Annotated in this window: 26 protein-coding genes; 25 read left to right on the forward strand and 1 reads right to left on the reverse strand. The window is 57.8% G+C overall.

Annotation, left to right across the window (positions count from 1 at the left end):
• Positions 1-8 precede the first annotated feature (8 nt).
• The 19 genes from DW796_RS04660 (at position 9) to DW796_RS04745 (ending at position 16,000) form a co-directional block, all read left to right on the forward strand.
• Positions 9-323, forward strand: a complete 315-nt coding sequence (locus DW796_RS04660) for a DNA-packaging protein (protein WP_118094420.1) — start codon at positions 9-11, stop codon at positions 321-323.
• A complete protein-coding gene (locus tag DW796_RS04665) occupies positions 320-628 on the forward strand; it encodes a hypothetical protein (protein WP_118094421.1) in 309 nt (102 codons plus the stop codon). Before DW796_RS04660 ends, DW796_RS04665 begins: the two co-directional genes overlap by 4 nt.
• A complete protein-coding gene (locus tag DW796_RS04670; RefSeq protein WP_118094422.1) occupies positions 625-1,005 on the forward strand; it encodes an HK97 gp10 family phage protein in 381 nt (126 codons plus the stop codon). The genes DW796_RS04665 and DW796_RS04670 overlap by 4 nt, the downstream gene beginning before the upstream one ends.
• Positions 1,002-1,328, forward strand: coding sequence for a hypothetical protein (locus DW796_RS04675; protein WP_118094423.1), 327 nt, complete (start codon positions 1,002-1,004; stop codon positions 1,326-1,328). Before DW796_RS04670 ends, DW796_RS04675 begins: the two co-directional genes overlap by 4 nt.
• Before the next feature lie 14 nt (positions 1,329-1,342).
• Positions 1,343-1,939 carry a major tail protein gene (locus DW796_RS04680; RefSeq protein WP_118094424.1) on the forward strand — a complete coding sequence of 199 codons (597 nt, stop codon included), beginning with the start codon at positions 1,343-1,345 and terminating at the stop codon, positions 1,937-1,939.
• Positions 1,939-2,385, forward strand: a complete 447-nt coding sequence (locus DW796_RS04685; RefSeq protein ID WP_118094425.1) for a hypothetical protein — start codon at positions 1,939-1,941, stop codon at positions 2,383-2,385. Before DW796_RS04680 ends, DW796_RS04685 begins: the two co-directional genes overlap by 1 nt.
• A 40-nt stretch (positions 2,386-2,425) precedes the next feature.
• Positions 2,426-2,572: a hypothetical protein gene (locus DW796_RS10420; protein ID WP_158567692.1), complete on the forward strand. Its 147-nt coding sequence runs from the start codon at positions 2,426-2,428 to the stop codon at positions 2,570-2,572.
• Between the two features lie 78 nt (positions 2,573-2,650).
• Positions 2,651-5,257, forward strand: a complete 2,607-nt coding sequence (locus DW796_RS04695; RefSeq protein ID WP_118094427.1) for a hypothetical protein — start codon at positions 2,651-2,653, stop codon at positions 5,255-5,257.
• Positions 5,247-5,981 carry a distal tail protein Dit gene (locus tag DW796_RS04700; protein WP_118094428.1) on the forward strand — a complete coding sequence of 245 codons (735 nt, stop codon included), beginning with the start codon at positions 5,247-5,249 and terminating at the stop codon, positions 5,979-5,981. The genes DW796_RS04695 and DW796_RS04700 overlap by 11 nt, the downstream gene beginning before the upstream one ends.
• Positions 5,972-9,223, forward strand: coding sequence for a phage tail spike protein (locus DW796_RS04705; protein ID WP_158567693.1), 3,252 nt, complete (start codon positions 5,972-5,974; stop codon positions 9,221-9,223). Before DW796_RS04700 ends, DW796_RS04705 begins: the two co-directional genes overlap by 10 nt.
• A gap of 8 nt (positions 9,224-9,231) precedes the next feature.
• The gene (locus tag DW796_RS04710; RefSeq protein WP_118094430.1) at positions 9,232-9,624 is read left to right on the forward strand and encodes a hypothetical protein; all 393 of its coding nucleotides are present in this window, start codon (positions 9,232-9,234) and stop codon (positions 9,622-9,624) included.
• Positions 9,624-10,424, forward strand: a complete 801-nt coding sequence (locus DW796_RS04715) for a BppU family phage baseplate upper protein (RefSeq protein WP_118094431.1) — start codon at positions 9,624-9,626, stop codon at positions 10,422-10,424. The genes DW796_RS04710 and DW796_RS04715 overlap by 1 nt, the downstream gene beginning before the upstream one ends.
• A 2-nt stretch (positions 10,425-10,426) precedes the next feature.
• Complete coding sequence (locus DW796_RS04720; protein WP_118094432.1) at positions 10,427-11,989, forward strand: hypothetical protein; 1,563 nt, start codon at positions 10,427-10,429, stop codon at positions 11,987-11,989.
• Between the two features lie 382 nt (positions 11,990-12,371).
• The gene (locus DW796_RS04725; protein ID WP_118094433.1) at positions 12,372-13,430 is read left to right on the forward strand and encodes a reverse transcriptase domain-containing protein; all 1,059 of its coding nucleotides are present in this window, start codon (positions 12,372-12,374) and stop codon (positions 13,428-13,430) included.
• Complete coding sequence (locus DW796_RS04730; protein WP_118094434.1) at positions 13,396-13,761, forward strand: hypothetical protein; 366 nt, start codon at positions 13,396-13,398, stop codon at positions 13,759-13,761. The genes DW796_RS04725 and DW796_RS04730 overlap by 35 nt, the downstream gene beginning before the upstream one ends.
• A gap of 2 nt (positions 13,762-13,763) precedes the next feature.
• On the forward strand, positions 13,764-13,880 hold the full coding sequence (locus DW796_RS10735; protein ID WP_255413551.1) for a CD1375 family protein: 117 nt from the start codon (positions 13,764-13,766) through the stop codon (positions 13,878-13,880).
• On the forward strand, positions 13,880-14,296 hold the full coding sequence (locus DW796_RS04735; protein WP_118094435.1) for a phage holin family protein: 417 nt from the start codon (positions 13,880-13,882) through the stop codon (positions 14,294-14,296). Before DW796_RS10735 ends, DW796_RS04735 begins: the two co-directional genes overlap by 1 nt.
• Positions 14,274-14,969 (forward strand): C39 family peptidase, encoded by a 696-nt coding sequence (locus DW796_RS04740; RefSeq protein WP_118094436.1) that lies wholly within the window; start codon positions 14,274-14,276, stop codon positions 14,967-14,969. Before DW796_RS04735 ends, DW796_RS04740 begins: the two co-directional genes overlap by 23 nt.
• An 11-nt stretch (positions 14,970-14,980) precedes the next feature.
• Positions 14,981-16,000 carry a GH25 family lysozyme gene (locus DW796_RS04745; protein WP_158567694.1) on the forward strand — a complete coding sequence of 340 codons (1,020 nt, stop codon included), beginning with the start codon at positions 14,981-14,983 and terminating at the stop codon, positions 15,998-16,000.
• A gap of 391 nt (positions 16,001-16,391) precedes the next feature.
• On the opposite strand, the gene DW796_RS10740 is transcribed toward DW796_RS04745, so the two are convergent.
• Entirely contained in the window at positions 16,392-16,526 is a 135-nt protein-coding gene (locus DW796_RS10740; RefSeq protein ID WP_255413552.1) for a hypothetical protein, read from the reverse strand.
• A 538-nt stretch (positions 16,527-17,064) separates the two neighbouring features.
• On the opposite strand from DW796_RS10740, the gene DW796_RS04750 reads away from it, so the two are divergent.
• From DW796_RS04750 to nagB, 6 genes are all read left to right on the forward strand, one after another.
• Positions 17,065-17,943, forward strand: a complete 879-nt coding sequence (locus DW796_RS04750; RefSeq protein WP_118094438.1) for a patatin family protein — start codon at positions 17,065-17,067, stop codon at positions 17,941-17,943.
• Positions 17,944-18,100: 157 nt separating this feature from the next.
• Positions 18,101-18,544 carry a 50S ribosomal protein L13 gene (gene rplM, locus DW796_RS04755; protein ID WP_022094635.1) on the forward strand — a complete coding sequence of 148 codons (444 nt, stop codon included), beginning with the start codon at positions 18,101-18,103 and terminating at the stop codon, positions 18,542-18,544.
• Between the two features lie 2 nt (positions 18,545-18,546).
• Positions 18,547-18,942 carry a 30S ribosomal protein S9 gene (gene rpsI / locus DW796_RS04760; RefSeq protein ID WP_022094634.1) on the forward strand — a complete coding sequence of 132 codons (396 nt, stop codon included), beginning with the start codon at positions 18,547-18,549 and terminating at the stop codon, positions 18,940-18,942.
• A gap of 122 nt (positions 18,943-19,064) precedes the next feature.
• On the forward strand, positions 19,065-20,402 hold the full coding sequence (gene glmM / locus DW796_RS04765) for a phosphoglucosamine mutase (RefSeq protein ID WP_117805965.1): 1,338 nt from the start codon (positions 19,065-19,067) through the stop codon (positions 20,400-20,402).
• Between the two features lie 101 nt (positions 20,403-20,503).
• A complete protein-coding gene (locus DW796_RS04770) occupies positions 20,504-20,971 on the forward strand; it encodes a PTS glucose transporter subunit IIA (RefSeq protein ID WP_338134620.1) in 468 nt (155 codons plus the stop codon).
• Between the two features lie 272 nt (positions 20,972-21,243).
• Positions 21,244-21,972, forward strand: a complete 729-nt coding sequence (nagB, locus tag DW796_RS04775; protein ID WP_055251013.1) for a glucosamine-6-phosphate deaminase — start codon at positions 21,244-21,246, stop codon at positions 21,970-21,972.
• Positions 21,973-22,052 lie beyond the last annotated feature (80 nt).

Below are 22,052 nucleotides of genomic sequence, written 5' to 3' on the forward strand. Positions count from 1 at the left end.
GGCGCGGCATGGCCGCAAAGGCTAAAGGGAATCTGCTGGATGCGTGCCGCGCCGCGCTTCGCATCCCTGCTTTCGTCACAGACTATGACGAAGAGATTTCGGACGTTATTGAAGCCGCCCGCGCCGAGTTGGTGGCGGGCGGCGTGGCGGATGCCAAGGCGCACGATGATTCGGACGGCCGCGTTCGCCTTGCGATAAAGGTCTACGTCAAGGCCAACTTCGGCATGGACAATCCCGATTCCGAACGCTTCATGAAGTCTTTCGACGCCATGCTCACGAGCATGAGTGGAGATTCGGCGTACAGCGGCGGCGATGCGTCATGAGCGGCTGGGCTGGCATCTGCACGCTGATCGCTACGGTTTCCGAGCGTGACGAGCTGGGGGTATCGCACAAGAAGGAGCGGCGGCGGCGCGTGCCGTGCAACGTCTACGGCATCAGCCAGGCGGCGTATTACGCCGCCGCGCAGGCGGGAGTTAAGCCGCAGGCCGTCATCGCGGTACGCGCGTGCGCCTACAGCGGCGAAAGGCTCTGCGAGTTCGGCGGCATCCGCTACGCCGTCGATTCGGCGGTGGTGGCGAACGCCGATAACGTGCGCCTGACCCTTGTCGAGAAGGTGGGCAACCGGTGAGCGGGATAAGGACCGGCGAGCTGGAAGCGATTATCGTGAACAGCATCGAAGAGGTAATCGAGGATAACGAAGAGGCTTTGCAGGGAAACGTCAAGGCGGCTGGCAACAAGGCAGTCCGTATGCTCAAGGAGCGAAGCCGCAAGAGGAAGCGTCACGGCGGCAGCTACGCTAAGGGCTGGTCTGCCGACGTTAAGACCGAAGCGACCGGCACGACCTGCGTTGTCCACAATAGGCAATATCAGCTTACCCATCTGCTCGAAAACGGCCACGCGATCAAAAACCAGTGCGGCAGCTATCCCGGCAAGGTCGCTGGCGATCACGTAATCGAAGGAGTTTACAAGGAGGTTGCCGCCGAGTTTTCGAAGGGGGCGCAATGAACAGCCTTAAAGACCTGGCGGCGCTGCTTGATGCGTTCGACCTGCCGTGGGCTAACGGCGGCTTTCGTGACGGCGAGTTTCCAGCGCCGCCGTATATCGATATCGAAGCCGGTTACGGCGATGGCGTGAGCGCCGACAACGTCGGATGGTGCCGCTGGATGCCATACGATGTGGCGCTTTACGTGCGAGAGCGCGACTACGGGCTTGAGAAGCGATTCGAAGCGGCGCTCGATGCCGCAGAGTTCAATTATGTGAAAACGGTCACACCGCTCGATAGTGACGATCTTATCGAGACAGCCTACGAGGTGGGCGTGGCCGAGTAAAGAAAGGAGCCGACATGGCGCGAAATGGGTTCTTCGGCGTTAAGAACGCGCACTTGGCGCGTCTTACCAACGAGGATACATTTGAGTACGAGAAGCCTATCCACATCCCCGGTACGGTCGAGATCAAGATCGCACCGTCCATTGAGCAGTCGACGAGCCACGGAGATAATGATACGTGGTTGGAAAAGTATCAGGACAACGGCGGCTCCATCACGTGGTCGATCTACGACATCGAGAGCACGCCTGAGCTTCGTGCGCTTCTGGCCGATATTATCGGCTTCGACATCGACGCAAAGGGGCGTTTGCTGGCAACGTCCGGCAAGACCCCTAAGCCGTTCGCGTTCATGTGCGAACAGCCCGGACACGTCGTTGGAAAGCGCCGTTGCATCTACCGCTGCATGTGCAAGCCGGCGTCCGTCGACGCGAAGACGCTTGAGGAAAAGCCCGACATCACGCAACTTGATTACGAGATTACATTCCGTCCTGTCACGTTGCCGACTGGATGGCGTGGCAGCTACATCGACACGTACGGGGACATTGAAGGATACGACAAGTTCTTCGAAGAGGTCGATATTACCGTCACGCCAAAGCCTAATAGCGAGGCCGCGTAATGGACGGCGGGATCATCGAGGTTGGCGGCGTTAAATATCCGGTCGTTTGCAACGCCTTTACCCCTATTGCGTTCTCGCGCGAGTTCTTCGTCAAGCGAAAGGACGGGAGCCGCCGACCGAAGGACATCAACGAAGATGTATCCGTGGTACTCGAGGTTACCAGCGCGTCGAATATGCCGCCCATCGTGCCGCTACTCGAAATCTTCTACGCCTGCGCGAAGACGTACAACGCCACGGCGAAGGAGAAGACAGACCTTGGCAAGTCTTTTGAGGATTGGGTTTGCAGTTTCCCGCAATCGGAATTCGACCTTGAGCGCGAAGGCGGTTGGGCATCCGATGTGATGCAGATCATCAAGGACAACTTTTTTCCGAACGCAAAAGCGGACGTGGAAGCCGCGCCCGCCGAAGCACCCGATGCCGCCGCTGCCGACGGAGCTGGAGAGTAGCTGTGACGCGCTCTATATATACTCCTGTCAGCAGGCGGGATTGAGCATCCAAGACCTGCATACACTGTCCTACGCGCAGGTTCAGAACCTTGTCGACGTGTACAGCTTCGTCAACGACGCTGTGGCATACGCCGAGGATGACGCCCAGGCGCGGCAAGGCGAAGCTGCCTTCTGGTCTGGCCTGTGAGCGTAAAGCGACAGCGCGCCTCTGCGGTGCGCTGTTCTGTGCGCTCATTGTTTTTGAAAACCGAAAAGAGGTGATACCGTGGCTGTCACGTACAAGGGTCTGACTATCAAGTTCGGCGGCGATACGACCGAGTTGCAAGGCGCGTTGAAGAGCGTGCAGAGCACGGCGAAGGATACGCAAGGCGCGTTGAAGGACATCAATCGCGCTCTGAAATTCGACCCCGGCAACACCGATCTGCTCGTCGAGAAGGAAAAGCTTCTGAACCGCGCGTACGACGAGACGAAAACCAAGCTCGATGCCTACAAGTCGGCGCTTGCGACGCTCGACGAGAAGAAACGCAGCGGCGCTGCACTCACCGAGCGCGAGGAAGCGCAGTATTCGAGCCTCAAGGCGCAAATAGCCATTTGCGAAAACCAGCTTGAGAGCTATTCAGACGATCTTAAAAGCGTCAGCCGCGAAGCGCAGGCATCGAAGAGCAGCCTTTATCAGTTCGGGCAGACGATACAGGACAACAGCGATAAGCTGGAAAAGGCCGGCAAGGGTCTTGAGACTGCCGGAAAGACGATCACCGGTGCCGTCACCGGCACTGCCACCGCGCTTGTCGGGCTTGCCAGCAGCCAAGAAGAGCAGATCGAGCAGACGCATCAGCTTGACGCTGCCTGGAAAGACGCGGGCGGCACGTCCGAGCAGGCGCGAAACTCCTATACACTCTTCTATAAGCTGCTTGGGGAAGAGGATACCGCGACCGAGGCCGCGCAGAACCTGTCCCGCTTGACCACCAACCAGCAGGAGCTGGACAAGTGGAACAACATCGCAGCAGGGTCGTTCTCGAAGTTCGGCGATGCCCTGCCACTCGAAAACTTAGTGGAAGCGTCTCAGGAAACGGCACACACCGGTACCGTAACCGGCGGTCTTGCCGATGCCCTCAATTGGGCAACGGCGAGCAACGAGCAGTGGAGCGCGGCGCTCTCCGGCAACCAGGCGGCACAGCAGGCTTTCAATGACCAGATCGCGCAGGGCGCTACCAAAGAGGACGCCTTCAACGCCGCCCTTGCCGCCTGCGGTGACGAGCAGGAGCGATCTTCGCTTATCACCCAGACCCTCGACGGTCTTTACGGCAACATCGGCGAGACGTACCAAGAGACTAATAAGACGATGCTCGACACGCGCGAAGCGCAGGCCGAGTTAAATCAGAAGATGGCAGAAGCCGGCGAAGCCGCCATGCCCTTCAAGGAGAAGGCGCTCGAGCTTGGGACGACCTTGCTTGAGAAGGTAACGCCGGCGCTTGAGAGCGTTAGCGACTGGTATAAGTCTTTAACGCCCGAGCAGCAGGACATGGCGACCAATGTCGCTTTGGGGACGGTCGCGTTCGGCGGACTTACAACCGGCATCGGCAAGACGCTCCAAAAGGGCGTTGAGATCGGCCAGACGTTCAAGGATGTTGCGGGGGGCTTCGCGTCGCTCACCGGCAAGTTCGGTGAGGGCGGCGGCGCGATCAGCACTGCTGCAACAGGCTTCGGCAGTATCGCCAAGAAGGCTGGCGGGCTGGCTACTACTCTTGGCGGCAAGCTCTCGACCGGTTGGACTTCGTTCACCGGATTGATTGCCGCAAATCCCATCTTGCTTGGCGTTGCAGCGGTCGCCGCCGCCGTCGCTGGCCTTACGTGGTTCTTCACGCAGACCGAGACGGGCAAGCAGCTCTGGTCTGATTTCACTGGCTGGATTTCGGAAAAATGGCAAGGCGTGCAGGATTTCTTTGCAGGCGTGCCGGATTTCTGGTCTGGTATTTGGGACGGTATAACAGGCAAGGCAGAGGAGGTCAAATCCAGCCTTGGCGAGAAATTCGACGGGATAAGGCAAGGCGCGTCCGATGCTTGGGAAAATCTGAAATCCAACGCGTCTGATGCTTGGGAGAATCTGAAATCCAACGCGTCCGAAAAATTCGGCGCTATCAGGGATTCGATTCAAACAGATATGGAGACTGGCAAGGTTGTCGGTTCTTCGGCCTCAAACGCCCTGAAAGCCGCCATGAACGGGGATTGGGATGCGGCAAAGTCGCAAGCCGGTATCGCCTTTCAAGCCATCCAGAGCAACATCCAAACGAAGATGGACAATGCAAAAACCAACGCAATAAACGCCGGAAACGCCATCGGCGAAAAGCTGGGGTTCCCCGGACTTGGCAGCAAGGTCGCCGGGGTTTTCGCCACGGTCAAAAGCAACATCACATCGCCCATTAGCGATGCCTGGAACTTCGTGAGCGGCATCCCCGGTAGGATTCAGGGCGCTTTCAGTGGAATCCGAATCAGTTTGCCGCATATAAACATGCCGCACTTCAGCGTCAGCTGGCGCGACATCGGCGGCGTTGTGAAACTGCCGTCTATCAGCGTCAATTGGTATGCAAAGGGCGCATCTTTCGACAAACCTTCGATCATTGGTGTTGGCGAAGCAGGACTTGAGCACGTCGCGCCCGATGCCAAGCTGCGCACAAGCGTCAGAGAGAGCGTCGAGGCTGGCATCTCGCGCGTCCTCGACCGTCTAAGCGGAGGTTTCGGTGGCGGTGCTCAGGTGAACGTGACCGTCAACGCGACTGTCGCGAACAACATGGACGCGTACGCGACAGGCCAGCAGATCGGCGCTGGAATTGCCAGCAGGCTGAAGCAGAGGGGAGTGCCCGTTGGAGCTTAAGCGTAAGAGAAACCAAAGCGACAGCATCATATTCAACGGGCATGACCTGTCGAAGTTCGTCTACTGCAAGGTGCGCCGCCCCATCATGGCTGACGTTTCGGCTAGCTTCGAGGACGCGCCCGGACGGCACGGTGAATACTTCAAGACGGTTCGCCGTGCCGGTTACGACCTACAGGTTGACATGTGGCTCCGCACCGAGCATCGGCGCGAGGTCGCAAAGGCACGGCACGAGCTGGCGGCTCTGCTATGGTCTGACGAGCCTGCGCCGCTCTATCTGCCCGATGACCCAACGCGTTATTTGATGGCGATCGTTAGCGGTGCGACAGACCTTGACGAGATCACCGACGATTGCCCGCAGGCAACCGTGACGTTCCATATCGGTGACCCCGACTATTACGGGCAGCATCGCCGGATGGACGTAAACGGGGCGGCAACGTTCGCCGTCGGCGGCACGCTGCCAGCCGCGTTAACCGTGACGGCCAAGCCCGGGGCTTGCAGCTCTTGGCGCATCACCAACACCGACACAGCCGAGTTCGTGGAGGTGGTGCAGCCGCTGACGGCTACGAGTGTCGTTCGCATGGACTTCGACAAGGAGCACGTCACGGTCAACGGCTCCGTTGCCCAGCTCAATATCATGAGCGACTTTTTCACGGTTAAAGACCGTGCGCATATCAAGATCTCTAGCGGCGCCGCGACGTTGGAATGGGAGGAAAGATGGCTTTAGTCAACAAGGTCAACTTCACCCGTTTCAGCCGATGGGGCGTTAACCTTGGGCGGCTCACGTATACCGCCGCCACCCATGATGAAGCTACCGACGGAACAGACGAGCTTAAGATCAAGTGCGATGATGATTTGACCAAGGGCGAGTACCTTGTTTGGATTGACCGCCAAGGTGTCGTGCATGAGCATATCGTTGACAAGATTGAGCGCCTGCACGACGATTCCGGCAAGCCCTATACCAACGTCACGTGCATCAACTCAATCAACGAGACTTGGGACGATTACATCGAGGACAAGCGACCGTCCGGAAGCGTTGCCGTAGCGCTTACGTCCATCCTCGCGGGCACGCGCTGGGAGGTTGGCAACTGCGACCAACCCGGCAGCGCTTCGCACACCTTCTACCACATCAAAGTTCGTGAGGGCTTGAGCGACCTACTCAAGATATGGGGCGGCGAGCTGGAAACCGTCATCGAGACAGACGGCGTGCGGGTCACGCACCGATACGTGCGCGTGGTCGCAACGCGCGGCAACCAGCAAAGCCCGAAACGCTTCACGTGGACTAAAGACCTCATAAGCATCAAGCGCAGGACCGGCAGCGCGAACCCCAAGACGAGGGTTTACGGTTACGGAAAAGGCGTTGAGACGGACGGCGGCGGCTATGGCCGACGCTTGACGTTCGGTGACATAAACGGCGGCAAGGATTACGTCGAGGATGCCGCAGCCACAGAGGTTTGGGGGCATCCCGACGGTAGCGGCGGCATCGCGCCCGCCGTAGACGTTTACGTTAACGAGCAGTGCGAGGATGCGGCTCAGCTTCTTGCCGAGACGAACGATTACCTCGAGCAGGCCAAAACGCCAACCGTTTCATACGAGGCAAGCGTGATTGACCTGTTTGCTTTCGGTCGGGATTGGGAGAGCGTTGCCGTCGGCGATCGCGTCGCGATCATCGACAAGGGCTTTTCCGATGCCGGAATCAGAATCAAAGGCCGCGTCTCGAAGCTTTGCCGCGACCTTGTGACCGGAGGTGCAACGGTGGTGTTCGGCAACCTGACCGATGACCTCGCAGACATCTTCCAGTCGATGGCTCAGCAGCTAAAGAGCGGAAGCAACCAGCGTGCGAATTACGACGCGGCGGCTTCCACGTCCGTCTCGTGGCTCAACCAGCTCATGGCGGCGCTCAACAAGGCGTTCAATGCCGTTGGCACATACAAGGTCGAGATGTTCGAGCTAGGCGTGATCTACTCCAACGTTCCGCTGGATGCCGCAACGGGCGTTCCGCTCAAGGCAACGTCTGGCATGTGGGCAGTCAACATCAACGGCATGGGCATCCGCCTTGCCGCATCGCTCACGAGCGACGGCCAGTGGAATTGGCGCACCTTCATTACCGGCGCTCAGGTGAGCGCCGATTGCATCAACGCCGGCACGATGCGAGCAGACCGCATCCGCGCGGGCTTGCTCACCGACGAGGTGGGGAAGAACTTTTGGGATATGACAACCGGCGAGTTTAGCTTGTCTGCCGGAACGACCGTGGATAACAAGCAGATCGCCACGACAGATGCCGTAATTGCATCCGTCGATGTCGAGTACGCGCAAGGCATCTCGCGTACCGAAGCGCCGAAAACCGGATGGCAGTCTGAAGCGCCAGTATGGGTTGAGGGGAAGTACATCTGGACTCGGACGAAGACTGTCACGCAGTCCGGCGAGATTTCCTATTCAGATCCAGCATGCATTAGCGGTGCGGACGGCAAGCAGGGTGTAACCGGTAGGGGAATCAAATCCATCGTCGAGCAGTATCACCTATCTTCAAGCGATTCTTCCCAAGTCGGCGGTAGCTGGAGCGAACAGCAGCCTGCCTGGAGCAAGGAGAAGTACATCTGGACTCGCAGCAAGGTTACTTGGAGTGACGGAGCCGTAAGCTACACGACGCCTTGTCTCGCCAAGGCAATCAATGGTGCGAACCAGATGGCTGGAAACGGCATCGCATCCAGCGTCAAACTCTATGCGAAGAACCAGAGCGATACGGTTCCGCCAATCAACGCGCAGAACCCTGAGCTTGGATGGTCTGAGACATTGCCGGAATGGAGTAACGGCTATTACGTCTGGTCTATGGAGCGCATCACGCTCGGTGACGGATCCGTTCGCCACACGACACCAGTGCTTGAAAGTGCCTACAACAAGGCATACCAGAGCTCATACGATTTTACCGAATCGCTGACTGGCCTTGACGGCACCGTGCAGGAACTGGCTAAAGACGGTGTGGTAACAACAGCCGAAGCGGCAGCAGTGAAGAAGACCATGCAGGCGGTCGACAAAGAGCGCGAAGAGCTCACGAGCCAGTACAACTCGCTGAAATCCAACAAGTCGCTCAATGCGCAATTCCTCACACAAGTACTCGCGCCTAAATACACGGCTGCATTCGGATCTACCGAAGAGGGCGGTGCCTACAGCGATTACGCCGACAAGGTAAACGCGGTGCTGGAGTGCAAGACGGCAGACGCGCTCAAGGCGGCAATGTACGAATACGACGCGTCGTACGGCTCGTACTCGTCAGCAGTTAAGGTTTACGCTTCGGCGGCGCGTGCGGCTCAGCATGCCATCGAGCAGCAAGACGCTTCTGACTACGCGAACGGCATCCTCAGCGACTACGACGAGCAGCTGACCCAGAAGAAGATCTTCGACCGCCTGACGAGCAACGGTGCGGCTCAGGGTATCTTCCTCCAGAACGGCAAGGTCTATATCAACGCGACATACATGTCTGCCGGAATCATCGCCGATGCCAAAGGCCGCAATTCCTGGAACCTCAAGACCGGCGAGCTCGTGACAAATTACATGAGCGCGAACAACATTACCGCCAAGGGCACGTTTCGCTGCGGATACGACAGCTACTACACGCTTCTCAACAACATGGGTCAGATGTCGGGATTCCGTAAGAAATCCGGCGCGTCAAGTGCCTCGCAGGTCGGTTACATCGACTTTTCTTCGTCGATGAAGGATTTATCTGACAACAAGGTTCTATACGGGCTTCAGATGCAGGCCGAAGGAAGTCTTAGGATTTCCGTTCCGAAGATCTCGGTGTCTAACTCGGCGAGTACGAGCGTAACCACAACCAACGCCATTACATCCAACGTGACCATGAAGTACATCAGCCAGATACAGGACAACGGCAATGGATCAATCACCTGGTGGACATCGACAAGGAACATCGATTTCGTAAATGGAATCTGCACACTTTGCAATTTTGATTAGGAGGTCATATGGCACAGATCACACATTACATGGTGCATGATCCGGTGGGCAACACCGAGAGCTATCTGACGGAGTTCGACGCCGAGTTCATTGCACGCGCGGCGGCGGCAAACATCGTCTTCATTGCCGTCTACGATGACGGCACGCGTGAGGTTGTTGACAGCAAGGACGTGGTTAAGCCGAAATCCGCCGACGAGCCGTTCACGCTCGTTACTCCGGTGTACGTTGATGACCGAACCGATGCCACGGTTGCATGCTTCGATGCCCTGGCTGCAATCGTCAACCCTTCAGTTGCGGTCTCGACAGAAGACGGTGGCACCGAAATGCAGACAGATCCGGTTCAGGCTTTCATGGCGGCGCTCGAGAAGCTGCGGGCGCTAAAGTCTGGCGGTGATGCGTAATGAACACGCAGACAATCGAGCTTGACGTTAACAAGCGCGGATGCGGAAACAACTGCATTCGAATCGCGCAAGGCGAAGGCGGCGGAACAACCATCAAGGCGCTTATCTATGACAACGGCGGCGAGCTGTCTTTGTCTGGGTACAGTTCCTATTTGGTTGCTCGATTGCCCGACCGAATCCACTATTACCGTGGCAGCGCCACGGTCAGCGGCAATACGATTACCTACGTTTGCGATGAATCCAAGCTCGCAAGCGTTTCCGGCTACACCGACGAAGCCTATTTCGAATTGAAGAAAGGCTCGCAGACGGTGCAGACCGAGCGTTTCGCGCTGGACATCATGCGCGACGCCCGTGAGGGAAATACTCCGGCGAAGTCATGGGACAACGCAGTCGAAGCGCTCGAGAAGCGAGCCGAAACCGCTGTCACCAAGGGCGAGCAGGCCGTCACCGATGCGGGCAAGGCGCTGAATAACGCCAACGCGGCGGTCAACATCTGCAAGAGCGCCACGGACGCAGCCAACACCGCGACGGCCAAGGCGAACGCCGCGACAAAAAGTGCCACAGACGCGGCGGCTGCTGCAAATACAGCCAAGGCGAACGCCGACACCGCAACCAATGCGGCGAACGCCGCGACAAACGCGACGAAAGCATCCAAGTTCAGCGCGGATCAGGCGGCTGCGGACGCTCGTAAGGCAGCTGAGGAAGCGCGAGGGTCGATCAGCCCCGACAAGCGCATCTATCTTGCCTACGACACCGTTGGCGATACGGATTACATCTCGCTAGTCGATACGGAGGATTAAGCATGGGCAAAACCCACATTGCAGATCACGAGACGCTCGAGCGCGTGGCAATCGCGCTCGAATCCATGGGGGCTTCGACAGTCCCCATTTTTGATGACAAGACCGGACGCTATACAAACGCGAGTATCGCCGCATGGCTCGCTAAGATGCGCGACGGGAAGAACTACGGCGTTAGCATCCCGAAGGGCAGCGCCACGGCCTGCACCAAGACCGGCGCAAACGCAGGCATCGCCAACCCCAAGCCCGGCATCATCGGCAAGGCCGCAACCGACCCTTACGTCAACCACGGAGCCTTCACGTTCTTCGAGGTCAACGGCGGCGTTGATGCTGACGGCACGCCTTACGTCACGGCAATCGACGGTGACGGTCGGTTCTCTCGCAGCAACGACACGTGGATCATGACGCCAGTGCTCTACACGCTGGAAACCGAGACGGACGATGCCGTTAACCTAACCGTCTCCGACACGCAGAATCAGGGCATGAAGGCGCAGCCAGCCGCCTACCTTCCGAGCGGCACAAAGCGCCCATTCATGCTCTATGCGAAATACGCGCTCTCGGTCGATGCCGACGGCAAGCCGCGCAGCGTTAGCGGCGCTTCGGTCAAGACCATGAGCATCAGCCATGATTCCGGCGTCAGCCTTATGAAGACAGCCGCGACAGGCGATTCGCTCAAGGTTGCAGCAGATGATTGGTACGTCAAGGCGATGTTCCTGCTCAAGTACGCCACCAAAAACTCGCAGAGCGTCTTCACCGGATGCACAGGCTACGACATAACGGCAACGCCGACGCTAGCCGAGAGCAACACGACGCGTGTTGTCATCGCGAAGGACAAGGCCGACCAGATCATCGTCGGCTCGGCCATGATGCTCGGCACACATGCGGGCACCAGCACCGACCGTGGCAATTCGTACAACCGCGATATTTTCGACAGCGCGAAGGTTATCAAGAAAGCCACCGTCGATGCGTCCAACGTCGCGATCTACTTCGATGTCGCTAAGCCCTTCAACACCGACACCACCTATCAGCTCGCGACTTCGCCGTGGATCACAGGCGCGTGCGACATGGTTGAAGGTGATGGCTCACCGACGAGTTGCGCCGATTCCAAGCAGCCGTTCGTGATCCAAGGCATCGAGCTTGGTCTTGGCATGTACGAGGTTTTCGGCAACGTGCTCATTCAGTACACGGGCAGCGGTACAGCCGTCTGGGTGAATCCCGACACGAAAGACGAGAAGTCTGGAAGCATGCCGGATACGGCTCTGAGCATCGGCACGTTCCCCGGCCCAGCTGGCGAAGGTTGGAACTACGGCCTTTACCCGAAGACCGACAACGGCCTGATGATGCAGCATGGCACGGGCGCGTCAACGTCGGTCGGCATCTGCGATGGCAACTATAAAGTCGCGGACACCACTGTAGGCTGGCGAGAGTGGCTTTCCCTTGGCTACTTGCGGAACGGGGGCGTTGCTGGCCTTTGGTACGTCAGCGGCAACAGCGGCGCCGGCAGCGCTGGGTGGCACGTCGGCTCGCGCCGCTCTGCCAATGGTCGTTCAAGGGGTGAAGCGGCGTAAGCCGCGAGGGGACTTGTCCCCTTCGTAAAAACAAGCAGGGATTCGCGGCGCGTGGGCTGTCATGTTCTCTTGGCTTTCCCTTGGCAACTTGAGGAACAGGGGCAATGCTGGCCTTTGGTACGTCAACGGCAACAACGGCACCGGCAACGCTAGGTGGAACATCGGCTCGCGCCTATCTGGGTGATTATCTCAACAACCAGCTATCTATCTTTATTTCCGCCGCGACTACCCGCCGCCGCTGGTGGCGAGCGGGGGCAGCCTGGCTTAACTAAGTGAAATATGTCTTAAGACCAGCGGGCCAGTAACGGAAACGCGACCGCTCGTACGACATCCAGAGAGTAACAAGGTCAAAAAATTGAAGAGCTATTGCAAAGGGCTTCGCGTGAACGAGGCCCTTGTTTTTGCCGCCTACGAATCGTGGCTCGAATCGAAGGCGGGGAAGAAAAACGCCTGGCGCGTTCCGCAAGAGCACGGCAGCGCTCCAGCGTTGATTCAAGAGATCGTGCGCGAGGTCGAAACGCGCTCATTGACGTTTCGACCAATAAAGCGTTACAGGCATCGCGAGCCAACGAACGGCAAGATGCGAATCATCGGCGTCGAGAGCGTGAAGCAGCAGGTTTGCGATTATGTGGCCGTTACCGCCATGTCGCGCCTGCTCGATGCGAAGGTAGGCTTCTGGCAGGTTTCGAGCATCCCCGGCAAAGGTCAGCTCATGGCAGCTCATGCCGTGCGCAGGTGGTCGCAAGATGGCGGTTACTACGTGCACATGGACGTGCGCAAGTGCTATCCGTCCATCAGAGCAAACGTTGTGATGAAACTGCTTCACCGATACGTGAGAAGTCCTGATGTGCTCTATATAGCCGAATCACTGCTAGCCACATACGGCGGCGGGCTTGAGATCGGGAGCTATTTCAGCCTGCGAATGGCACAGCTGGTGCTTTCTTTCGGCTATCACGAGGTCGAGTGCATGCGCAAGGTAAGGCGCGGCGCTAGCGTTCCGCTGATCACGCACCAGCTTTGGTATGCAGATGACATCTATTTGTTCAGCCCAGACAAGCGCAACTTGCGGAGCGCGGCAAGGCAGCTCCAAAGGCTGCTGCACAAAAAGTTCGGCCTTACCGTCAAGCCATGGAAGATAAGCCGCATGAGCAACGAAGAACCGGTCGATGTCGTTGGATACACGGTACGGAAGAACCGTACCACGCTTCGCGGTTCGCTTTTCCTGCGTGCGTGCAGGGCGCTTCGTAGGTATAGACGCTCACCGTCGCTCAAGCGAGCGCGGAGGGCTACGAGCTATGGAGGCTGGTTTCGCCATGCAGATTGCGCCGATGTATGGCGCGACAACGGATTCAACAAGGTATTTAAAAAAGCCCGCGCACACATAAGCGCGGCAGAAAGGAGCATGCATGAGCACTCAGACATGCAGCGCGGCGCCGCTTGACGCAGTGATGATCGAAGCTCGACCGGGCGGCGTGACCGCAGATGTTTGGCTTCGCCGAAACATTGAGAAGGATGTTGCGGACAACGGTGCCGACGGAAGTGCGGTTGAGTTCTACCGAGCCGACGAGCTGCATTTCGTGGCCGTCGGCGTGCCGAGCGTAGAAGAGGTGACGGCTGCTTTCAACGAGCTGTGGGATGCGCACGAGGTTGACGAGCTTACGGACACCGAGCGCATCGACATGCTCATCAACCAGCTCAAGGACACACGTGCGGCGCTCAAGGACACCAATGCCGCACTTCTTGAGATCGGCGATTTGGTAGGCGGTGAGTAGCTATGGCAAAGATCTACTACGAAGCCGTCGTGGATGGCACCCGCACTGTCGATAGCGTGCCAAAGCTCTGGCGTGCCGCTGTGCAAAAGATGATCGATGACAATGCAAAGGAGAAATAATGGGAGATATCTACACGTTTACCGAGCCGCAAATCTGGGCAATCGCCGGCGCATTCCTGATGATGCTTATCGACATGGTTACGGGAATCGCCCAGGCAATCTTCAACTGTAACTTCAAGTCTTCGACGATGCGCCGTGGCTTGTGTCATAAGGCGACGCTTACACTTATCATCATGCTTGTGATATGCATCGAGATTCTAAGCTCGCATATCGTTGGGCTGAATTTCAATGGCTTCAGCGTCTACGTCGTCTGCATTACCATCATCTTCATGGAGCTTGCTTCTATCCTCGAGAACCTCAAGAAGGCTTATCCAGAGCTTGCCGATTCTCCAATCATGAAGATTTTCGAGCACGCCAACGTTGACACAGACGATATTACGAAGGCGATTGCCGATGAAGTCGCTAAGCGCGGCTAGGATGCGGATTGCGGCGGCGTTGCTGCTGGGCTTCGCGGCAGGCATGGGCTTATGGTTCGTTTTGACCGTCGACCACGTTGGCAGAGATACGGCAGCATTTGGAAAAGCATATAACCAAGGCTATAGCGATGGTTATACAGCGGCTTTGCCTGTTTATGAAAATAAGACGAGTGCGAAGAGCGGCTATATGCCGCTCTTTTTGCAAAAAGACCCTCAATGGGCTGATGCCGCTTACTCGGACGAAACTATAGGTACATACGGCTGCGGCCTAACGGCGGCGGCAATGGCGTTGAGCTACCTCAACGGTCGCGAGATTACGCCCGACCTGCTGGCAGCTTTCGTCGGCGAAAGTTGCCTGACCGACCGGGTTAACGACATGGCCAAGTTCAGCGCCTATCTAGCGAAGACCTATCATTTCGAAACCCGTGACACGTTTTGGGGCACGGATGAAGCCCTCAAGGCCGTCGATGACGGCTGGATCGTCTTCGCAGGCGTTACCGGAACCCTTGGCGAGCGCTCTTACGGCTCGCACGTCGTGATGATTTGGCGCGAAAACACCGACGGTACCTATGCGCTCCGCGACCCTGATGACGGCACCAATTCAATCCATGCATGGACAGCCGACGAGCTTAACGCCGTCACTTTCACACAATTCAATGCAATTAAGAGGTGATGCAGATGACCATGAAGGGCATCGATATTGCAGACTGGCAAAAAAACCTTAATCTTGATTCAATCGAATACGATTTTGTCATCATCAAAGGAACCCAGGGCACCAATTGCGTCAATACGTTTTGTGACGCGTTTGTGCAAAAGGCTATCAAGGCGGGTAAGCTCTGGGGCTTCTACCATTTCATGAATATGGATGATCCTGTCAAGCAGGCGGATCACTTCTATCAGAACTGTAAAAACTATTTCGGTAAGGGTGTTCCCGTGCTCGATTATGAGGACGGCGGCAGAATCGGCACGGACGGTGCCAAGAAATTCCTTGATCGTATCTATGCACTCACGGGCGTGAGGTGTCTCTTGTATACCTACCGCAATCTCACTAAAGAGGAAGATTGGTCTAAGATTGCGCCTAACCACGCCCTCTGGGTTGCCCAGTATGCCAACGAGAATCAGACTGGGTACCAGGATTCGCCATGGCTTCCTGATGGCGGCTTTGGTGCTTGGAATACCTGCGTGATGCACCAGTATTCTTCGCACGGTAGACTATCTGGGTACAACGGCAACCTCGATCTTGACATTGCTTTCATGGACGCTGCCGCTTGGTCGCGTTATGCGAAGCCCAGCACCTACAATGCGCCGGTGGAGACTGCCCATGAGAATAGTGGTAGTACCGCCGACCTTGCAGCAGGCGTAATGCGAGGGAAGTACGGCAACGGTGGCGAGCGCAAGGCCAAGCTTGGCACTCGATTCAACGAGGTTCAAACCCTTGTAAATCGTGCGGCTACCGCAAGTGCCGACGATCTTGCAACGGACGTGCTCAACGGAAAGCTTGGCAACGGTGAGACGCGCAAGGTAATTCTTGGCACCCGCTATGACGAGGTGCAAGCCGTGGTCAATTCCCGCGTCAACGCCGTAGACATCGACGCTCTTGCACGCGCCGTCATTCGCGGCGAGTACGGCAACGGTGACGAGCGCAAGGCCAGACTTGGCGCCAACTTTGATGCCGTGCAAAAACGAGTAAACGAGCTTCTTTAACTAAAATGCCCGCGCCCTGTAATGGGGCGCGGGCATTTTGCGTTTGGGGGCATTGCAACAAGTCTCTAACGGCTCATGTCCTCTCGAATCAAGCTCTTGATGTACTCGGTTGTATTGTCTTGCTCCTTGAGCCATTTATATATACTCTCGTCATCCTCGTTAGGGTAAAAGCGTATGACAAGCTGTTTCACCGATCTTTTGCGGTAGGAGGATGTTGCTCGTCTTTGCGCTTCGGTTGCCATTTCATTCACCGCGCTTTTTTCTGGCCTTGCGCCAGATGCGGAATGAGATAAACGAGATGACAAAAACTATAATGCCTGTTTTCATCGCTGCACTCCTAATGTAAGATGTTTCTGGCTAGCGGGGCACCGCCGAAGCAGCGCCCCTTGCCCTACCTAGACCTCTTTGTGTGCTTTCCGGGCTTGCGAGAGGTCTTTTTCTTTAGGGCTTCGATTCCTTCATCCAGTGCCTTTGCCAGTAGCACGCTGATGACAGCAATCGTTAAGTCCCATATTTTGTCATCCATTTGAACCACCTCCTTTCTTTCTTACGTCTATTATTATAGGGTATACCCCATAGTAACGCAAGCTGATTTTCGATTTCGTTAACTTTTTTTCGAGTTGAACAATGTTACAATGCAAAACCAGTTGTTGGAGACTTTGATTTCGCGGCCATTGGCGGCTATCGTAGGGTTCGCAAAGATTTTCTGAGGCTCCACCATACGTAACAGGCAGGTAGAGAAGTGTCTCTACCTGCCTTTTTATTACATATGGATACCGCGGAGAATCGAACTCTGTGCAGGGCGCGGGCGTTAAGCAAACGCTACGGCAACGTAGGGTGGGACGCGCTTTCCTAACGGCGGCCCAGGCGGAAAATCCATCCCGGAATCCGCGCTCAGAACGGGACACGCTTTCCCAACGGCGGTCCAAGCGGAAAGTTCATCCCGGAATCCCGCCTCAAACTGGGACACGCTTTCCGCTCCATATTCTCAACTCCAAAACCTATGCGCCCTCCATTCCAAAACTGGGTAGAAGAAAGCCAAAACGCAATCGCAGGAGGTCAATATGACTGCAGAAGATAAGGCAAAGAACGCCGGCAAGGTCGCGCTCGTTTTGGAGGGCGGCAGCTTCCGCGGGCAATTTACCGCAGGCGTACTCGACGTTCTCATGGAGGCCGGCGTCGAGATTCCGGCGGTATATGGCGTATCGGCCGGCGCTCTCAACGGCGTGAACTACAAGTCGCATCAGATCGGCCGTGCCAACCGCATCAACCTGGCTTTCTGCAATGACAACCGCTTCATGGGCGCCGCATCGTTTGCGTCCACGGGCTCCATCGTGGGTTACGATTTTATCTTCAACGATGTCCAGGACCGCCTGGATCCCTTTGACAACGAAGCGTTCGACGCGAGCCCCACCAAGATGTACGCCGTCGCGACGGACATGCTCTTTGGAACCGCTGCATACCTGCCGGTCAAAAGCGCCGTGCTCGACCTCGATGCCGTGCGCGCCTCGACGTCGCTGCCGCTGGTGACGCCGCCGGTCGAGATCGATGGGCACAAATACGTCGACGGCGGCGTAGCCGATTCGGTCCCCATCGAGCACGTGCTGGAGGAGGCCGGCTTCGACCGTGCGGTTGTCATTGTCACGCAGGACCGCTCGTACGAAAAAAAGCCCTACGAGTTTATGCCCGCTGCACGCGCCCGCTATGCCGACTACCCCTACCTGCTCGAGGCCATCGAGACGCGCCACGACCGCTATAACATCCAGCGCATGCATCTGTGGAAGTATGAGCGCGAGGGCCGCGCGCTGGTCGTTGCTCCACAAAAGCCGGTCGAGGTCGGTCACGTTGAGCATGATCCGGCAAAGCTCCTCGACCTGTATATTCAGGGCCGCCAGGAGGCAAAGCGCCTACTGAGTGATATCGAGGCATTTGTCGAGCGCTAGTGTCGCGACGTCATGACCCATGGATGACATGTGCAGAAACTCTGGTCGGAGCCAAAATACCTGTTGACTCGGGCGGCGAGCGGGGTAATATGGACGGGTTACTTGCAGAGCCCCGTGAATCTCTGTAACAACACGTACTGTACATGGAGGAGTCTAAGTGATTTCGAAATCGACTCACTACGCCAAGCAGGGCGAGGTCCAGCGCAACTGGGTTCTCGTCGACGCCGATGGTGCTGTCCTGGGCCGTCTTGCCACCCAGATCGCAATGATCCTGCGCGGTAAGAACAAGCCCCAGTTCACGCCCAACAGCGACTGCGGCGACTTCGTTGTCGTCATCAACGCCGATAAGGTCCAGCTTACCGGCAACAAGGCCGACACGAAGACCTATTATCGCCACAGCGGCTACAACGGCGGCCTCAAGGCTGAGAGCTTCCGCCAGGCTATGGAGAAGCACCCGGAGAAGGTCATCGAGCGCGCCGTTCGCGGCATGCTGCCCAAGACCACCCTCGGCCGTGCCCAGATGACCAAGCTTAAGGTCTACGCTGGTGCCGAGCATCCGCACGCTGCCCAGAACCCCACGAAGATTGAGCTGGAGGCTTAAAGATGGCTGAGAACACCGTTGTCTACCAGGGTACCGGCCGTCGTAAGAACGCCGTCGCCCGCGTCCGTCTCGTCCCCGGCACCGGCAAGGTGACCATCAACAAGCGTGACGCCGAGCAGTATTTCGGCCGTCATCAGCTCGTTGAGAACGCCCTTGCTCCCTTCAAGGTGACCGACACCGCCGGTCAGTTCGACGTTATCGCTCTGTGCGATGGCGGCGGCATCTCCGGTCAGTCCGGCGCTCTGCGCCTGGGCATCGCTCGTGCTCTTCTGAACGCTGGCGATTACCGTGCTGACCTCAAGAAGGCCGGTTTCCTTACGCGCGATGCTCGCGTGGTCGAGCGCAAGAAGTACGGCCTCAAGAAGGCCCGCCGCGCTCCCCAGTTCTCCAAGCGCTAAGGTTTTATCTCCTTACGAGATACAATGTACAAGCGGGGCCTACCGACTGCTCGGTGGGTCCCGCTTTTCTTTTCGACTAGGGTGGGCGGCTTCGTTTTGCCCACTTGGGAAGGAGCGATCCTATGCCCCAGAACATCTTCGGTACCGATGGCGTCCGTGGCGTCGCCAACGCCGACCTCTCGTGCGACCTCGCGTTTCGCCTGGGCCGCGCGGCGACCAAGTTCCTTGGCCCGGACATCTGCATCGGCCGCGACACGCGTCTTTCGGGCACCATGCTCGAGAGTGCTCTGACCGCTGGCATTATGGCAGAGGGCGGCCGTCCGCATTGCTGCGGCGTTATCCCTACGCCGGCCGTGGCGCTGCTCACCGTCCAAAACGAGCTCGACGGCGGCATCGTCATCTCCGCTTCGCATAATCCGCCGGAGTTCAACGGCATCAAGTTCTTTAGCCGCAAGGGCATGAAGCTTCCCGATGCTGTCGAGGAAGAGATCAGCGCCTGGGTCATGTCCGAGGAGGCCATGGCTGCCGACACGCTGCCGACTGGCGCCGGTGTGGGCCACATCATCAAGATGAAAGATGCCCGCAAGGCCTATGTCGATCATGCCATCAGCACGCTCGACGGCCTTAAGCTCGATGGCCTGGTTGTTGCCGTCGACTGCGGCCACGGTGCTTCCTGCCAGACCACGCCCGCCGCGCTGCAGCGCCTAGGCGCCACGGTTCATGCCATCAACACCGATTACTGCGGCACCGACATTAACGTTGAGTGCGGCTCTACGCACCTTGAGCCCCTGCGCGAGCTCGTGCTGCGCACCCACGCCGACATCGGCCTGGCCCACGACGGCGACGCCGATCGCGTGCTGTTCGTGGACAGCGAGGGCAACGAGATCGATGGCGACTACATTCTTGCCATCTGTGGCTCCGACCTGGCCGCTCGCGGCAAGCTCGCCAATTCCGAGATTGTCTCGACTGTTATGTGCAACCTGGGCTTCTCCATTGCCATGAAGGAGCAGGGCTTCGAGATGGTCCAGACCGCCGTGGGCGACCGCTACGTTCTGGAGCGCATGCTCGCGGACGGCGCCGTCATCGGCGGCGAACAGTCCGGCCACATCATCTTCCTGGAGCACAACACCACCGGTGACGGTCTGGTGACGGCTCTGCAGCTGCTGGCCGTGCTCAAGCGCACCGGCCGCACCCTCACCGACCTTGCCGGCATCATGAAGAAGTACCCGCAGGTACTCGTCAACGTGCATTCCGACAACAAGGCCGGCCTGGACGATTGCCAGCCCATTTGGGACGCCGTCGCTGCCGCCGAGAAGGAGCTCAACGGTCGCGGCCGCATCTTGGTGCGCCCGAGCGGTACCGAGCCGCTGGTTCGCGTTATGGCCGAGGCGGAGACGCACGAGCTGACCCAGCGTGTCGTCGACGACATCGTCGAGGTTGTCAAGCGCGAACTTCCCTAATGGTCAAAAACGGGTGCCAAGTGGTAAACTGTTAAAGCTATTTTGATTGATTGGTATGTCCGAGGGGGAGCATGTTCACTAAAGTCCTAAGGTCTTTTGGTATGCGTGGACGAGTTCTTACGCTGGATGCTCCCATCTCGGGCGACGTCATTTCGTTGTCCGAGGTCAATGACCAGACATTTGCCACCGGCCTTTTGGGCCAGGGCGTGGCGATTCAGCCTACCGGCACGCGTGTGATTGCGCCGGCAGACGCCAAGGTCGAGGCCATTTTTCCCACGGGTCACGCCGTTGCGCTCAACACGGTCGATGGCCTAGACGTGCTGATCCACGTTGGTTTGGACACTGTTCAGCTTGAGGGCAAGCATTTTAGCGTGCATGCACAGGTGGGCGATGTCGTCCATAAGGGTGACGTGCTCATCGAGTTCGATCGCGAGGCAATTGCTGCCGAGGGCTACGATGTGACGGTTCCCATCTTGGTGTGCAACTCCGTTGAGTTCTCGAGTATCAAGGGCTCCGTTGGTGCGCATGTCGAAGAGATGGACCAGCTCATCGTTGCTCGCGAGCGCTAGCAAGTGCACGTGGCCATTAGCCTACAATTCAAACACGTTTATGGAGGGCGCCCTTGAAAGAGGGCGCCCTCCGTGGCAAGATGGGATTTGTCCGAAGCTAAACGGCTTTGGGTCACCGTGGACGGGCAGGGGCCTCGACGCGGCTAGACACGAGACACATACATTACGCGACCTCGCCCTGGTGGCCGCACACGTTGGTTGCGGCCGACGCGGGCCGCGGGCAAGTGCTTGTAAGGGGAGCCTTGCCTCTCTTGTACGAGAAAGGACGCGTAATGAAGATCATTAAAGCTAAAGACTACGAGGATATGAGCCGCAAGGCCGCCAATATCATCTCGGCGCAGGTTATCCTCAAGCCCGATTGCGTGCTGGGTCTTGCCACCGGCTCCACCCCGATCGGTGCCTACAAGCAGCTCGCTGCTTGGTACGAGAAGGGCGACGTCGACTTTGCCGAGGTCAGCACCTACAACCTGGACGAGTATCGCGGCCTTTCGCACGACGATCCCCAGAGCTATCACTACTTCATGCGTGAGAACTTCTTCGATCACATCAACATCGACCTGAACAACACGCATGTGCCCGACGGTTCCAACCCCGACGCCGCCGCTGCCTGCTCTGAGTACGACAAGATCGTCGCCGCCGCCGGTTACCCGGATCTGCAGCTGCTCGGCATTGGCAACAACGGCCACATCGGTTTCAACGAGCCCGATGACCACTTCTCCAAGGGCACGCACTGCGTCGACCTCACCGAGAGCACCATTCAGGCCAACAGCCGCCTGTTCGACAGCATCGACGATGTTCCCCGTCAGGCCTACACCATGGGTACCCAGACCATCATGTATGCCCGCATGATCCTAGTCGTCGCCAACGGCGAGGCCAAGGCTCAGGCCGTGCATGACATGTGCTATGGTCCGGTTACGCCCGCGTGCCCGGCTTCGATCCTGCAGCTGCACACCAACTGCGTTGTCGTTGCCGACGAGGCCGCCCTTTCGCTCTGCGAGTAGCGCGACCAAGCGATCTTGCAGAGCTTTTCAAAAGGCCCTCGCTTTGCGGGGGCCTTTTTAGTGGACGTGGGCCGTGGTGC

The sequence above is a fragment of the Collinsella sp. AM31-2AC genome (genome assembly GCF_003469285.1).
In the GTDB taxonomy this organism is placed as follows: domain Bacteria; phylum Actinomycetota; class Coriobacteriia; order Coriobacteriales; family Coriobacteriaceae; genus Collinsella; species Collinsella aerofaciens_AT.

Bases quoted from the DNA above. Each gene is read 5' to 3' on its own strand.
- DW796_RS04660 (WP_118094420.1), top strand. From the start codon at position 9: ATGGCCGCAAAGGCTAAAGGGAATCTGCTGGATGCGTGCCGCGCCGCG.
- DW796_RS04665 (WP_118094421.1), top strand. From the start codon at position 320: ATGAGCGGCTGGGCTGGCATCTGCACGCTGATCGCTACGGTTTCCGAG.
- DW796_RS04675 (WP_118094423.1), top strand. From the start codon at position 1,002: ATGAACAGCCTTAAAGACCTGGCGGCGCTGCTTGATGCGTTCGACCTG.
- DW796_RS04680 (WP_118094424.1), top strand. From the start codon at position 1,343: ATGGCGCGAAATGGGTTCTTCGGCGTTAAGAACGCGCACTTGGCGCGT.
- DW796_RS04685 (WP_118094425.1), top strand. From the start codon at position 1,939: ATGGACGGCGGGATCATCGAGGTTGGCGGCGTTAAATATCCGGTCGTT.
- DW796_RS04705 (WP_158567693.1), top strand. From the start codon at position 5,972: ATGGCTTTAGTCAACAAGGTCAACTTCACCCGTTTCAGCCGATGGGGC.
- DW796_RS04710 (WP_118094430.1), top strand. From the start codon at position 9,232: ATGGCACAGATCACACATTACATGGTGCATGATCCGGTGGGCAACACC.
- DW796_RS04715 (WP_118094431.1), top strand. From the start codon at position 9,624: ATGAACACGCAGACAATCGAGCTTGACGTTAACAAGCGCGGATGCGGA.
- DW796_RS04720 (WP_118094432.1), top strand. From the start codon at position 10,427: ATGGGCAAAACCCACATTGCAGATCACGAGACGCTCGAGCGCGTGGCA.
- DW796_RS04730 (WP_118094434.1), top strand. From the start codon at position 13,396: ATGAGCACTCAGACATGCAGCGCGGCGCCGCTTGACGCAGTGATGATC.
- DW796_RS10735 (WP_255413551.1), top strand. From the start codon at position 13,764: ATGGCAAAGATCTACTACGAAGCCGTCGTGGATGGCACCCGCACTGTC.
- DW796_RS04735 (WP_118094435.1), top strand. From the start codon at position 13,880: ATGGGAGATATCTACACGTTTACCGAGCCGCAAATCTGGGCAATCGCC.
- DW796_RS04740 (WP_118094436.1), top strand. From the start codon at position 14,274: ATGAAGTCGCTAAGCGCGGCTAGGATGCGGATTGCGGCGGCGTTGCTG.
- DW796_RS04745 (WP_158567694.1), top strand. From the start codon at position 14,981: ATGAAGGGCATCGATATTGCAGACTGGCAAAAAAACCTTAATCTTGAT.
- DW796_RS10740 (WP_255413552.1), bottom strand. From the start codon at position 16,526: ATGGATGACAAAATATGGGACTTAACGATTGCTGTCATCAGCGTGCTA.
- DW796_RS04750 (WP_118094438.1), top strand. From the start codon at position 17,065: ATGACTGCAGAAGATAAGGCAAAGAACGCCGGCAAGGTCGCGCTCGTT.
- rpsI (WP_022094634.1), top strand. From the start codon at position 18,547: ATGGCTGAGAACACCGTTGTCTACCAGGGTACCGGCCGTCGTAAGAAC.
- glmM (WP_117805965.1), top strand. From the start codon at position 19,065: ATGCCCCAGAACATCTTCGGTACCGATGGCGTCCGTGGCGTCGCCAAC.
- DW796_RS04770 (WP_338134620.1), top strand. From the start codon at position 20,504: ATGCGTGGACGAGTTCTTACGCTGGATGCTCCCATCTCGGGCGACGTC.
- nagB (WP_055251013.1), top strand. From the start codon at position 21,244: ATGAAGATCATTAAAGCTAAAGACTACGAGGATATGAGCCGCAAGGCC.